This window comes from Paraburkholderia sp. CNPSo 3272, from assembly GCF_024206495.1.
GTDB lineage: Bacteria > Pseudomonadota > Gammaproteobacteria > Burkholderiales > Burkholderiaceae > Paraburkholderia.
Genome location: NZ_JAMBPQ010000024.1, coordinates 1 through 12,467, shown reverse-complemented (window position 1 = coordinate 12,467; position 12,467 = coordinate 1). Strand labels below are relative to the sequence as shown.

The following is a 12,467-nucleotide window of genomic DNA, read 5'->3' as shown; positions in this document are numbered from 1 at the left end:
GCGTCCATGCAAACGAGCCCATCGATTCCCGGCCGCCGCGCGCTACGCGTTGCCACCGGCACGGCGCTCACGCTTGCGATCAGCTTCGCGCTCGCCTTTCCGATTCCAGTGATCGCGCCGGTGCTCGCCGTCTTTCTGCTGGGGACGCAAAACCGGCCGCTTTCGCTCAAGGCGGCGCTCGCTCTCGCACTGGTCGTCGCGCTCACGACGGGCAGCGGCCTGCTGCTCGTCCCCGTGCTGCGCTATTACGCGTTCGCGGGCGTGCTGCTCGTCGGTCTCTGCCTCTTCCTCGCGTTTCGCGCCGGCCTGCGCGGCGGCAACAATCTCGTGGCGACGTTCCTCGCGGCGGGCCTCACGATGATTACCGCGGCCGGCGTGGCCGACCAGCAACTCGCCGCCACGGTGGTCGGCGCGCTCATCAAAGGACTGCTGCTCGCCGTGCTCGTCTCGATCGTGAGTCATGCGCTCTTTCCCGAGCCCGGCGCCGCGGTGGCGGACGCGAAACCGGCTGCGCGCGTCCTGCCGCAGGAGACGGCGTCGCGTATCGCCTTGCAGGCCGCGCTCGTGGTCATGCCGGCCTGGCTGCTGGCGATGAGCGACCCCGCGAGCTACATGCCGGTCATCATGAAGTCCGTGAGCCTCGGCAGGCAAAGCTGCACCACCTCGGCACGCGGCGCGGCGCGCGAACTGCTCGGTTCCACCGCGCTCGGCGGACTGCTCGCCGTCGCGTTCTGGTTTGCGCTCAGGCTCTTCGTGAACATCTGGATGTTCTATCTCTGGATGCTGCTGTTCGGCCTGCTCGTGGCGCGCAAGCTTTATCGCATTCGCCCCACGCGTTATTCGCCCGGCTTCTGGCTGAACAGTCTCGTCACGATGATCATTCTGCTGGGTCAGTCGGTCCAGGACAGCGTGGCGGGCAAGGACGTGTACCGCGCATTCGCCGTGCGCATGGCGCTCTTTCTTGCCGTCACCGCTTACGCGTGCCTGATGTTGCAGATAGTCGAGCGTTTCGCACAGCGTGGCGCAGCCGTGCCCAGGAGGAATACGCCATGAACAATGCGTCATCAAGCGCGGACCACGCCCCGAAAGCACGCGAAATCCTGCTGGAATCGGGCCGGACCATCTGGTATATGCGGCTGCTTTTGGCCGGGCTGCTACTGATATTCGTCATCCTGACGATCGGCATGTTCTATTTCGGGGGCGCCGTGGAGACGCTGAACCGCACCCCTTCGCCGATGGGCGAGACCGTGTACTTCTGCGCGATCACGGCGCTGACCATCGGTTACGGCGATGTGGTACCGACCACCGCGTTCGGCCGTATCGACGCGGTGCTGCTCGGACTGATAGGCCTCGTGTTTACCGGATTGATCGTGGCCGCCGCCGTACGCGGCGTGCAGGAGGCCTCACGCCATGCGCGCAATCGGGCATGAGAAGGCTCCAAGCAAGTTCGAGCAGGTGCAAACAAACCCCACGGGGCATCGGGAGCCGGCCGGATCGAACATGACGATCACCACCGTCCGTTGGCTGCAACTGCGCATCGCGCTAGTGAAGACTGGCGCGGCGTTGCTTGCCGCCGTGCTGCCGTGGCAAGCGCATGCGCAGAACGTACCGGGCCAGTTGTCGAACCAGACCGTGATAGGCGGCAACATCAAGCAGCATGCGGACGCTGTGCTGTCCATCATGACCTACACCACCGTGCCGGACGTCACCACCAGTTCGCTGTCGATCAACAACGGCACCACCGGCAACCCGGGCTTCGGACAGACACAGCTGGGCGGCGGCTTCACGCTGAGCCGTTCGTTTCCGTTGTACATGGAAGGCACGCTCGCCTATAGCCGCTACGACCCGACGTTCATCGCAACCGACGGCGCACAGACGCGGGCGGTGCCCACGAGGTGGAATACCTTCAGCGGCACGGTGGGACTTGGCTGGGACTTCCGCATCACCAACGAACTCGTGTTTCGCCCGATCATAAACGGCACGATCGGACGTGTTTCCAGCGATCTGCGGATCGGACAGACGTTGTTCAACCATGTCACGGACAGCAATCTCCAATTCCTCAATAACGGCTATCTGGACGCCTATGGCTACGGCGGCTCGCTCATGCTCGACTATGAGCACTACCGCGAAAACTACGAAATCGATGCGGAATTACGCGCGACCGATATCTACCTTCGCAGCTTCGGCGGGAGTTCGGAAGCCGTTCAGGGTTCCGCCATGGCGCAGCAAGTGAGCCTCTGGACGCGCTGGCGCGCGCCAACGGGCTGGCACGCGCTCGACAAGCCGGTGCGCTACGTGCTGGAGTTCGCCTACTCGCATTATTTCGGCGACAGCGCCGGGGTGCTCGGCTTCAACGAACTCACCTCGCTCGGCGTGGGCCTGGAACTGGACAGCAGCGCGTATCCCGTCATCATTACCCGTACGCGGGCGATGGTCCGCTATGTGTTTGGCCACAACGTGCACGGCGTTTCGTTCGGCCTTGCGGTCAGTTTTTAGGAATTCGAACGATGGTCGCGCGTGGGGGCAGTGCGATGAGAGCCTGCCAGGCAGGCGTTCATCCTGCTTAACGGCAGGTTCAGCAGACGGCGGCACCGTGAGCGCAACCGCCCTCGCTTACGCAATGTGCGCGGCAAACCCCGTGCTTTCGGGCGCAACGTCTTCACGCAGCGTGAGCGCCGGGATTTCATACGCACCGCCATTTTGCTTGCGGAACGCGATGGGTTCGGCCTGTGCCAGCACGTCGAGACGAGCGCCGAGCGCGTCGCGTGTTTGCGCATAGCGCACCTCGTCCATGCGCCCCGTGCGATACACGAGAAACGGCGGCAGCACGTCGTAGCCCGGGTAATAGAGCACGCCATGATGGATCGGGAAGAGAATGTCGTCGATCGGGCCGTTCACCCCCCGAGGCCCGTAATGCGACGCCCAGCCGCCCATCGTCACGACGAGCATCGCGCGCTTGCCAGCCAGCGTACCTTCTCCGTAGCGGTCCCCCCAGCGCACGTCGGAGTGCTCGCCCACGCCATAGGCGAAGCCGTACGCGAAAACACGCTCGACCCAGCCCTTGAGGATGGCAGGCATCGAGAACCACCAGAGCGGAAACTGCAGGATAAGCGTATCGGCCCACAAGAGCTTTGCCTGCTCCCGCGCGATGTCCCCGGTTTGTAGGCCGTTCTCGAAAGCGTGCTTCGAATCGAGCGCTGGATCAAACGGCGCGTTGCCCCGGCGCTCGACGCTGTCCTGCGCGTCGAGCGTCGCTTTCCAGTTCATGGCATAGAGGTCCGACATCTGAACGGCGTGACCCGCCGCTTCAAGACGCCGCACGGTGAAGTCTCTGAGCGCGCCATTGAGCGACTTCGGTTCGGGATGTGCATAGACGAGCAGGATATTCATAGGAGGGCTCCCTGATCTGGTACGAACCCAGCTTAGCTTCCCCGCTGCTATAGTGGAAATGAATAACGGGAATACCAGCCATTATGTCCGCTAATTTGCGCAGCCTCGATCTCAACCTGCTCGTCACGCTCGACGTGCTGCTCGCCGAGCACAACGTCACCCGCGCGGGGCGGCGCCTGAACTTCTCGCAACCCTCGGTTAGCGTGCATCTCGCGAAGCTGCGCGAGATATTGGGCGATCCACTGCTGCTGCCAGGCCCTCGCGGCATGCAGCCCACGGCTCGCGCGCTGGCCTTGCGCGAGCCCCTGCGCGAGGCGCTCGAGTCGCTCGAGCGCGCCATTGCGCCCGAGCGCCCGTTCGATCCAGCCAGCGCCCGCGATACCTGGTACGTGGCCGCGAGCGACTATGGCGAGTCCACCATCGCGTTGCCGGCGCTGCGTGGCTTGCGGGAGGCCGCGCCGCATACGCGCCTGGCCGTGGTGGAACTCGCGCCCGCGCGCTTCGCGAAGCAGGCGGCGCAGGGCGAAATCGATCTGGCGTTCCATACCACCAGCGGCGCACCCGATAACCTGCGCCGCCGCACGCTCTTCACCGAGCACTACGTGCTTGCGGGCCGCGCGGACCATCCGCGCCTCAAGCGCCGTCCGAGTGTCAAGCAGTTCTGCGCACTGGAGCACGTGATCGTCTCGCCCGAAGGCGGCGGATTTCGCGGCATCACCGACGAAACGCTTTCGCAAGCCGGACTCACACGGCGCGTCGTGCTCTCCGTCCCGCACTTCCTTTTTGTCATCTCGGTACTCGAACGCAGCGACCTGGTGGCGATGCTGCCCTTGCGGCTCGTGCGCGAGAGCGCGGCGCTGCGCGCGGTCGAACCGCCCGTCGAGGTACCCGGCTACGAAATGTGCATGCTCTGGCACGAGCGCTCGCATCGCGACCCCGCGCATCGCTGGCTGCGCGAGCAGATCGCGCGCGCCGTGTAGCTGCGGGCAACACACGGCATCGTCACGACGTGGCCCGTCAGCTGGCATGTCCCGTGCTGGGGCACTAGCGTTTGCGCAGCCCAGGCAGTGCGCTCAACCTCGATCGGTTCACATGGACGCTATTCGCAGCAAACCGCATGGGGCGCCTGCGCCCGCTGACGCTCGTACCGGCTTCGTGCGCGTGCGCGGCGCGCGCGAGCACAATCTGAAAAACGTCGACGTGCAGATTCCCCGCGATGCGCTCGTCGTGTTTACGGGGGTATCCGGTTCCGGCAAATCTTCGCTGGCGTTCGGCACGCTTTACGCGGAGGCGCAGCGACGCTACTTCGAATCGGTCGCGCCCTACGCGCGGCGCCTGATCGAGCAGGTCGGCGTGCCCGAAGTCGACGCCATCGAAGGGCTGCCGCCTGCGGTCGCCTTGCAACAGCAGCGTGGCGCTCCGAGCGCGCGTTCGTCGGTGGGCAGCGTGACCACACTGTCGAGCCTGGTGCGCATGCTGTACTCGCGAACCGGCGACTATCCGCGGAAACAACCGATGCTGTTTGCCGAGGACTTCTCGCCGAACACGGTGCAAGGCGCCTGTCCAACGTGTCATGGGCTCGGCCGCGTGTATGAGGTCACCGAAAACTCCCTGGTGCCCGACGACTCACTGACCATCCGCGAGCGCGCGATCGCCGCGTGGCCGCCAGCCTGGCACGGACAGAATCTGCGCGATATCCTGGTGACGCTCGGCTATGACGTCGACACGCCATGGCGTGATCTACCCAAGAAAGATCGCGACTGGATCCTCTTCACCGATGAACAGCCGAGCGTGCCAGTCTACGCCGGCCTCACGCCGAAAGAAACCCGCGCCGCGCTCAGACGCAAGGACGAGCCGAGCTATCAGGGCACGTTCACGGGCGCGCGCCGCTATGTGCTGCACACCTTTGCGAACACCCAGAGCGCGCTGATGAAAAAGCGCGTCTCGCGTTATATGCTCAGCAGCGTCTGCCCGGCGTGCCACGGCAAACGGCTCAAGAAAGAAGCCCTCTCGGTGAAATTCGCCGGGCTCGATATTGGCGAGCTTTCCCAGTTGCCGCTCGCAGGGCTCGCCGCGGTTCTGGAGCCCATCGCGCGCGGCGAGTGGCCGCAGCCGGGTACGGCGACCGTCCAGGGCGGCGTGCTCAGCAAAGGAGCGATGCGCGAAGCCGTGGACAAACGGGTCGCTGCCGGCGGCTCCGCGCACAAAGCATCGCCCGATGTCCGGCGCACGCCGAACCTGTCCAGCGAGAAGCTTGTCGCCGCGCAGCGCATCGCCGCTGAACTGCTCGAACGGCTGGCGACGCTCATCGATCTGGGCCTGGGCTATCTCGCGCTCGAACGCAGCACACCCACGCTATCGTCGGGCGAATTGCAGCGCCTGCGGCTGGCGACGCAACTCTCGTCGCAACTGTTCGGCGTCGTGTACGTGCTCGACGAACCATCGGCCGGTTTGCATCCGGCCGATGGCGAAGCGCTCTACAACGCACTGCAGGAACTGAAGGCGGCGGGCAACTCGCTGTTCGTCGTCGAGCACGACCTGCAGATGATGCGGCGCGCCGACTGGCTGGTCGACGTCGGTCCGGCTGCGGGGGAAGCAGGCGGCCACGTGGTCTATAGCGGCCCGCCCGCGGGACTCGCGGCGGTCGAAGCCTCGCAGACGCGCCGGCATCTGTTCGCCCAGCCCGCACCTGTCGATCGCACGCCGCGCCATGCTCAGCGCTGGCTGCGGCTCGCCAAAATCACCCGCAACAATCTCCACGGGCTGAACGTCGCGTTGCCGCTCGGCTGCATGACGACCGTGACGGGCGTGTCCGGTTCAGGAAAATCGAGCCTCGTGAGCCAGGCGCTGCCCGAACTGGTCGCGAGCCGGTTGGGACGGAGCATGGAGAGCCCGGACGATGACGATCAGGACCCCCTGCTCATCACCGCGGCGGTGCCAACGAGCGGCCATATCGCCGAAGGCATGGAGGCGGTCCGGCGGCTTGTCTGCGTCGACCAGAAGCCGATAGGGCGCACACCGCGTTCCAACCTCGCCACTTACACGGGTCTTTTCGACCACGTGCGCAAACTGTTCGCCGACACGCCCGTCGCCCGCCGGCGTCGCTACAGCGCCGGGCGCTTCTCGTTCAATGTCGCGCAAGGCCGCTGCCCGACCTGCGAAGGCGAAGGTTTCGTCAGTGTCGAGCTGTTATTTCTGCCGAGCGTATACGCACCGTGCTCGACCTGTCACGGTACCCGTTACAACGCCTCGACTCTCGAGATCACGTGGCGCGATAAAAACATCGCCGAGGTACTGGATCTGACTGTCGACGCCGCGTGCACTTTCTTCGCCGGGGAAGCGGGTGTGATGCGCGCGCTAGGTGTACTCCGCGACATCGGCCTCGGCTATCTACGGCTCGGGCAGCCGGCGACAGAGCTATCGGGCGGCGAAGCGCAGCGTATCAAGCTAGCCACCGAACTACAACGCGCGCAGCGCGGCGACACGCTGTACATCCTCGACGAGCCGACTACCGGCCTCCATCCCGCGGACGTCGACCGGCTGATGTTGCAGTTGCAGGGTCTCGTCGACGCGGGCAATACAGTGGTGATGGTCGAGCACGATATGCGCGTGGCCGCGCAAAGTGACTGGGTCATCGACGTCGGCCCAGGCGCCGGCGACGCCGGCGGGACGATCGTGGCGAGCGGCACGCCAGCCGAAGTCGCGCGCGACAAAGGTAGCCGCACCGCCTCGTATCTGCGGCAACAAATCGGCACCTGATTCTGCCGCCCTGCTACACGCCGCGCGTCGTCGCCCGTACCGGTCCGAACACGCTATTGCGAGCCGGGCTCGCCCGTGCCGTCTTGCTCTTCCGCATTAATTTCTGCCTCTGCCCTATGCCAGTACTCGTCGGTGTGAGCGTCGGGAGATCCGGCTTGCTCCCACAACTCGTACGCACGCTGCCGGATGCGCTCTTCCCGGGCACTGTCCACTGGTGTCTTTTCTATCCTCGTCGCACCGCCAATCGCCGGCGGATCGCTGGCCGGAAAGGTCCCCTCGACAGCTTTATCGATTTGGCTTTCCGACTGTTGAGCCGCGCTTTCTTGTTCCGTCGCCTTCGTTGCCATGTGAGCCTCCGTTGCAGTCATCAGCCGTAGCGCAAAGGGCGTTCCGCCACGCGGATTGCCGGGTACGGACGTTGCGGCACCGCAGCACGAAGATGCCGCACCCGCAACTGCGTCGAATCGCAAATCAGCGACGACGAACCGCAAAGGAGTCGACCATGGCCGAAAGCATCATCGTGTTACCCCACTCCGCATCTGGCGAAGAATCCGCGCAGACGCCCTGGCTCACAGCCGAAATGAGCGAGCTCGTGCAGATCTGTGTGGGAACGGCGCAGCGCATCGCCGAACTCAACAGCCGCGCGATCGATACGACGATCGACGAACAACGGGCGGTCGCCCTCGAAGCAGCCGACGAGCGATCGCCGTTCGCCGCATGGCGCCTGCAGGCGAGCTTGGCGCTCGCAGGCACTGCGAAAGCCGCCGCGTACTGGCGCCACGTCAACGAGATCATGGTGGACGCTGTCATCGAAGCAGTGAACGAGACCGAGGGCCGCCTGAACCGCAATTTCGTGGCGCTGAGCGCTGCGCTAGGGGATGCGGCAACCGATGTCAGCTCAATAGTCCCGGCGAGCGGCCCGCCGGCCGATTCGGGCGCAAAGGAAAATGAAGTCCGAATCGTCGACCCGCGCGGGGATGCCCTGGCGCCGCGCCGTTCCGAATAAGTCGTTAAGAACGCGGTCCATGCTGGCCGGAGGAGCACCGAGACTCTTCGCGCTTCGGCCACCAGGACAATACGTGTGGCCAGACATTCGCGCGAGCGCGCCGGCACGCTGCCAGCCTCGCCCTGCAAGGCTGTCTTCGTCGGCCGGCCACTGGCCGTCCACGGGGCGTCCACGGCGCCGCCACGCGCGGCGCCTGACTTCTTCGCGATGAAAAGAATGCGATGCGGTCCCCTCTCGGTCCTCCATGCAATCGACGGGCGTTAGCACTTCGCCCTTAGTGTTCCCAGGTTGCCCGTCCTCCCACGGTCCGCGGCGTTCGCGCGTGCGGCACGTTTCGTGCTGTGTCGCTCTGAACCGCCTGCCGCTGCGCGGCATCGCATGCAGGCTTACGACCAAAACGAGGGTTAGCCATGGACGAAATCGATCGACTCGGAAGTGACGTCGCGGCGGCGCGCGCCGCAGAGCCGCCCTACGGACGCCCACGCTCCGCCGTTTCCTGGAGTGCTGTCGTGGCGGGAGCCGTGGGCATGGCGGCCTTCGCCCTCATTCTTCTCATGCTCGGCACGGGCCTCGGGCTTTCGTCGCTTTCGCCCTGGCCTGGAAGCGGCGCGCAGGCAAAGACGTTCGGCGTGGCGGCCGTCATCTGGATTTGCGTGACGCAGGTGATGTCTGCCGGTCTAGGCGGCTATCTCGCGGGGCGATTGCGTCGGCACTGGCCCGGTATCGGTACAGACGAAACCCACTTCCGCGACACCGTACATGGCTTTCTCGCCTGGGCGCTTGCCACGCTCCTTTCCGCCCTCTTGTTCGCCGCGGCCATGTCCGGGCTGGCCCGCGAGGGCGTGAGTGCAGGCACTCAGAACGCAGCGCACGCCGCGAGCGGAGTTGCGGCCCTCAATCGCGGCAACGCCCCGGCCGCATACCGCACCTGGCCCATGGGCTATCTGATCGACGGCATGCTGCGTCCGGTGACGGGCGCCACCGCATCCGCTGCCGGGAGTACCTCGGGTGCTTCGAGTTCGCCGAATACCTTGCCTGCCGAACAGGTCTTCGAGACCGCGCAGCAGAAGCAGGAGATCGCGCGAATTTTCCTCAATAGTCTGCCTGCGGGCGGGGCGCTTTCAGCCGAGGACACCGAGTACGTAGCGCGCATCGTGGCCGAGAAAACCGGGCTCGCACCGGCAGATGCGCGCGCGCGCGTCACGACTACCTGGTCGCGCTTGCAGGAAAAGGTCAATGCGGAGGAGCGCGCCGCGCGCGCAGCCGTAGAAGCGGTCCGCAGGGCCACCGTCCGCGTCACATTGTGGCTCTTCATTTCGCTGCTCATGGGAGCCTTCTCCGCCAGTCTGATGGCGACGATCGGCGGCCGGATGCGCGAATTTTGACGCCTCGGCAATCCCACTACTTTTCGATCTGAGAGGAGGCAAACATGCGCTCAATTCTTCTTTTTCTGCTTGGCGTTCCGATTCCGATCATTATTCTCATCGCGCTGCTTTGGCATTGATCTGAACATGCACGCCTAGCCGGGCGTGGCTTCTCGTCGATCCACCCGGCACCCACGCGCGGCGATGGAGCGCCCGGTACGGCTGCAAGAGTCCGGGGCGGGCGCATGTCGCCGCCCAGGATGCCGCGCATCGCCGCTCCGCGCTCGCAGCAGTGGCGCGAGTACCCCGCTGCGCCGCTCGCATCGGTCGAAGAAACCGCGCGTCGGCCGCCCCACGGCGCGCTCATGACAATCGAGAGCAACCCGCATACGGCCGACTATGCCGAGCCCACACGTCCGCCTTCGCGATCACCCGTTTCTCAAGGCCGACGCCGACCGCGCAAAGCAAGGGGGCCATTCGAAGGGTAAGCAGGGAGAGCATCATGGACATTCTCGTTGCGCTGTTCGGCGCCGGAAAGGAACTCGATTCGCTGCAGATGGCATTGCGCTCAGTTGTTGCGTTCGTTTGCACGCTTGCACTCATCCGCATATCCGGCAGACGCTCGTTTGGCCAGCGTTCGCCTTTTGACTACGTGGTCGCGATTCTGCTAGGCGCGACGCTCAGCCGCTTCATCGTCGGCGCCTCGCCGGCGGTAGCGACGTTTGTGGCGTCGCTGGTCCTCGTGCTGATGCATCGGGCGCTCGCATGGCTGTGCATTCGATACCGATGGCTGGAAACGCTGGTGGTCGGTGTGGAGCGGGAGGTCTACCGCGACGGCAAGTTCAACCGTGCCCAGATGTCCGCTGCTCTCGTCACGCGCGCGGATGTGCTTGAGACGGTCCGACAGGAACTCCATGCGACGCAACTAGAAGACGTCGAGGCAGCCATCCTCGAGCGTAACGGAGAGATCAGCCTGATTCGCAGGCGTTCTCCGAGCCCGTAACCGCAAAACACCGCCGCTATCGCGCCACGCCTGAGTGCTCGCGGCACCCGCAGCCCACGCCTCCGAGACCGCTTCGAGGGCCTGCTGCCCGTGAAAAATAGGCAACACGGAATTCCTGCGCGCCGACTCGGGAGCCGTGGCGAAAAAATGGGCATCGGCCAATGAAAGCCGATGCCCAAGAGTGGCCGTACAGAATATTGTTTTTCAGAAGGCCAAGAACTTCAAAAACTCACTGCCTTCAGACGTCCACCGGATTGTTCACTCCGGGATCCCGTCCCGGAAGGTCCCCGGTCCCTAGCCAGTACGGGCGGCGGTTGTAGTAGTCATGCAACTGCGTGCCCCACGTGGAGTCCGCCATTGATGGCCAGTGATCCTTATCGAAGCCGGGATCGTCCTTTATACGCTGGGCCGGAATGTCGACACGAAAGCACTTCTCGTTGGTGTCCAACGTCAATGCGCTCCAGGGGATCGCGTGAAGGGTGTTGCCCATGCCGAGAAATCCACCCTCCGCCAGAACTGCGTACGCGACGCGGCCACTACGCACGTCGAGCATGATGTCGGAGATCTTGCCGACATGTTCGCCGTCAGCGGAAATCACCTTGTTGCCGTCAAGCGTGGCCGCGGCCATGATCTCCGGGCCTGGACCTTCGCCGATGCCCCCGCCGACGATCTGTGCACCGGTGCCTCCTGATTGGGGATGAAGAATAGTCATGCTGCGCTCCTTTCGGTTGAGAGTTGCGATGACGTCCAGCGCATGCCGCGTGCCACGCCTGGAAACGATTGTCGTGTCTTGTTTGGAGAACGGTTGCTCCGCCCGCAAGAAAACGCGACGCCTCGTCCGCGCCCGGCTCGCCCTTGAGCACCGCAAATGAACGTACGGGCTTTCGCGCGCGCACAGAGCGATGCCGTGATCGAAGCGACTAACCACATTACCGCCTTGCTCCCGTTGCAGCCCGGGCCGTCCGGGACACCGACGGCCATTCAACGCCGCCTGTAGCCGTATAGCAAACTGACGAGGAACAACACGAGGAAGATCACGAAGAGGATCTTGGCAATGCTCGCCGCGCCTGCCGCGATGCCCCCGAACCCAAAAAATGCCGCGACTATCGCTATGACCAGGAAAACGACCGCATAGTAAAGCATGGTAACTCTCCTTTATTTGCACTCTCTCCCGTTACGCGATCCTGAAGAGCGGGAGAAGTGTCCGCGATGGGAGGTACGAGAGGAGCAACCCGCGTGCCTTGCATCCGCGTGCCTGGCCGAGCCTGAAAAGAATGCACCGGTGGCTCGGTCAGCGCGAGCGCGCAACCGGTCAAGCGAGAACGGCTGGTTGGCAAGCGAAGTCGATCTGCGCCAGCATCTGCCTCAGCGATGCGGCACAAGACTTGCGGAAATGGCTCACGCCGCGCTGCGGCCTCGAGAAGGAGAGCCGCCCCGTGTCAAACGATCAGCAGAATCTCGAGCCTGAGACCGCGGTCACTGACCGCACGGAACGCTCATGGATGTCGCGCCTCGGTCCCGGCCTCGTGACCGGCGCGGCGGACGACGACCCCAGCGGCATCGGCACGTACTCCCAGGCAGGTGCGCAGTTCGGCTTTACGCTGCTGTGGACGCTCCTGCTGTCCTACCCGCTCATGGTCGCCATCCAGATGACCAGCGCGCGGATCGGCCGCGTCACGGGCAAGGGGCTCGCCTCGAACATGCGCGCGTTCGGCCCGAAATGGCTCGTCGTGCTGCTGGTGCTGCTGCTGGCTGTGGCCAACACCATCAACATCGCCGCGGATCTCGCCGCGATGGGCGCAGCGATCCATCTTCTCGTTCCGGGCCCCGAGCATCTCTACGTCGTTGCCATCGGCGTATTCTCAGCCATCCTGCAGATTTCGCTGCCCTACGAAAGCTATGCGCGCTTTCTCAAATGGCTCACCCTGGTGATGCTCGCCTATGT

Annotated in this window: 13 protein-coding genes; 9 read left to right on the top strand and 4 right to left on the bottom strand. The window is 64.6% G+C overall.

The window, feature by feature from the left end; translation table 11 throughout:
* Positions 1-6: 6 nt before the first annotated feature.
* From M3I53_RS25100 to M3I53_RS25090, 3 genes are all read left to right on the top strand, one after another.
* Positions 7-1,053 carry a DUF2955 domain-containing protein gene (locus M3I53_RS25100; protein ID WP_254318541.1) on the top strand — a complete coding sequence of 349 codons (1,047 nt, stop codon included), beginning with the start codon at positions 7-9 and terminating at the stop codon, positions 1,051-1,053.
* Positions 1,050-1,430, top strand: a complete 381-nt coding sequence (locus M3I53_RS25095; RefSeq protein ID WP_254318540.1) for a potassium channel family protein — start codon at positions 1,050-1,052, stop codon at positions 1,428-1,430. Before M3I53_RS25100 ends, M3I53_RS25095 begins: the two co-directional genes overlap by 4 nt.
* 70 nt (positions 1,431-1,500) lie before the next feature.
* A complete protein-coding gene (locus M3I53_RS25090; protein WP_254318539.1) occupies positions 1,501-2,496 on the top strand; it encodes a hypothetical protein in 996 nt (331 codons plus the stop codon).
* 117 nt (positions 2,497-2,613) lie between these two features.
* On the opposite strand, the gene M3I53_RS25085 is transcribed toward M3I53_RS25090, so the two are convergent.
* On the bottom strand, positions 2,614-3,390 hold the full coding sequence (locus tag M3I53_RS25085) for an NAD(P)H-dependent oxidoreductase (RefSeq protein ID WP_254318538.1): 777 nt from the start codon (positions 3,388-3,390) through the stop codon (positions 2,614-2,616).
* An 83-nt stretch (positions 3,391-3,473) separates the two neighbouring features.
* On the opposite strand from M3I53_RS25085, the gene M3I53_RS25080 reads away from it, so the two are divergent.
* Positions 3,474-4,370 (top strand): LysR family transcriptional regulator, encoded by an 897-nt coding sequence (locus M3I53_RS25080; RefSeq protein ID WP_254318537.1) that lies wholly within the window; start codon positions 3,474-3,476, stop codon positions 4,368-4,370.
* Positions 4,371-4,482: 112 nt separating this feature from the next.
* Positions 4,483-7,149, top strand: coding sequence for an excinuclease ABC subunit UvrA (locus M3I53_RS25075; RefSeq protein WP_254318536.1), 2,667 nt, complete (start codon positions 4,483-4,485; stop codon positions 7,147-7,149).
* 53 nt (positions 7,150-7,202) lie between these two features.
* Here the strand turns inward: M3I53_RS25075 and M3I53_RS25070 are convergent, their stop codons facing one another.
* The gene (locus M3I53_RS25070) at positions 7,203-7,496 is read right to left on the bottom strand and encodes a DUF2934 domain-containing protein (protein ID WP_254318535.1); all 294 of its coding nucleotides are present in this window, start codon (positions 7,494-7,496) and stop codon (positions 7,203-7,205) included.
* Between the two features lie 155 nt (positions 7,497-7,651).
* On the opposite strand from M3I53_RS25070, the gene phaP reads away from it, so the two are divergent.
* The 3 genes from phaP (at position 7,652) to M3I53_RS25055 (ending at position 10,522) form a co-directional block, all read left to right on the top strand.
* Positions 7,652-8,155: a phasin family protein gene (phaP, locus tag M3I53_RS25065; RefSeq protein ID WP_254318534.1), complete on the top strand. Its 504-nt coding sequence runs from the start codon at positions 7,652-7,654 to the stop codon at positions 8,153-8,155.
* A gap of 410 nt (positions 8,156-8,565) precedes the next feature.
* Positions 8,566-9,540, top strand: a complete 975-nt coding sequence (locus tag M3I53_RS25060) for a hypothetical protein (protein WP_254318533.1) — start codon at positions 8,566-8,568, stop codon at positions 9,538-9,540.
* Positions 9,541-10,021: 481 nt separating this feature from the next.
* A complete protein-coding gene (locus M3I53_RS25055; protein WP_254318532.1) occupies positions 10,022-10,522 on the top strand; it encodes a DUF421 domain-containing protein in 501 nt (166 codons plus the stop codon).
* A 238-nt stretch (positions 10,523-10,760) separates the two neighbouring features.
* Here the strand turns inward: M3I53_RS25055 and M3I53_RS25050 are convergent, their stop codons facing one another.
* Together M3I53_RS25050 and M3I53_RS25045 are read right to left on the bottom strand one after the other, a co-directional pair.
* A complete protein-coding gene (locus M3I53_RS25050) occupies positions 10,761-11,234 on the bottom strand; it encodes a PRC-barrel domain-containing protein (protein ID WP_254318531.1) in 474 nt (157 codons plus the stop codon).
* Between the two features lie 269 nt (positions 11,235-11,503).
* The gene (locus M3I53_RS25045; RefSeq protein ID WP_254318530.1) at positions 11,504-11,665 is read right to left on the bottom strand and encodes a DUF1328 family protein; all 162 of its coding nucleotides are present in this window, start codon (positions 11,663-11,665) and stop codon (positions 11,504-11,506) included.
* 359 nt (positions 11,666-12,024) lie between these two features.
* On the opposite strand from M3I53_RS25045, the gene M3I53_RS25040 reads away from it, so the two are divergent.
* On the top strand, positions 12,025-12,467 hold a 443-nt coding region (locus M3I53_RS25040; protein ID WP_254318617.1), incomplete at its 3' end, for a divalent metal cation transporter.

Excerpts from the sequence above, each read along its gene's own strand:
- M3I53_RS25050 (WP_254318531.1), bottom strand. The coding sequence starts at position 11,234 with ATGACTATTCTTCATCCCCAATCAGGAGGCACCGGTGCACAGATCGTC.
- M3I53_RS25095 (WP_254318540.1), top strand. The coding sequence starts at position 1,050 with ATGAACAATGCGTCATCAAGCGCGGACCACGCCCCGAAAGCACGCGAA.
- M3I53_RS25080 (WP_254318537.1), top strand. The coding sequence starts at position 3,474 with ATGTCCGCTAATTTGCGCAGCCTCGATCTCAACCTGCTCGTCACGCTC.
- M3I53_RS25090 (WP_254318539.1), top strand. The coding sequence starts at position 1,501 with ATGACGATCACCACCGTCCGTTGGCTGCAACTGCGCATCGCGCTAGTG.
- M3I53_RS25070 (WP_254318535.1), bottom strand. The coding sequence starts at position 7,496 with ATGGCAACGAAGGCGACGGAACAAGAAAGCGCGGCTCAACAGTCGGAA.
- M3I53_RS25060 (WP_254318533.1), top strand. The coding sequence starts at position 8,566 with ATGGACGAAATCGATCGACTCGGAAGTGACGTCGCGGCGGCGCGCGCC.
- M3I53_RS25055 (WP_254318532.1), top strand. The coding sequence starts at position 10,022 with ATGGACATTCTCGTTGCGCTGTTCGGCGCCGGAAAGGAACTCGATTCG.
- phaP (WP_254318534.1), top strand. The coding sequence starts at position 7,652 with ATGGCCGAAAGCATCATCGTGTTACCCCACTCCGCATCTGGCGAAGAA.
- M3I53_RS25045 (WP_254318530.1), bottom strand. The coding sequence starts at position 11,665 with ATGCTTTACTATGCGGTCGTTTTCCTGGTCATAGCGATAGTCGCGGCA.
- M3I53_RS25075 (WP_254318536.1), top strand. The coding sequence starts at position 4,483 with ATGGACGCTATTCGCAGCAAACCGCATGGGGCGCCTGCGCCCGCTGAC.
- M3I53_RS25100 (WP_254318541.1), top strand. The coding sequence starts at position 7 with ATGCAAACGAGCCCATCGATTCCCGGCCGCCGCGCGCTACGCGTTGCC.
- M3I53_RS25085 (WP_254318538.1), bottom strand. The coding sequence starts at position 3,390 with ATGAATATCCTGCTCGTCTATGCACATCCCGAACCGAAGTCGCTCAAT.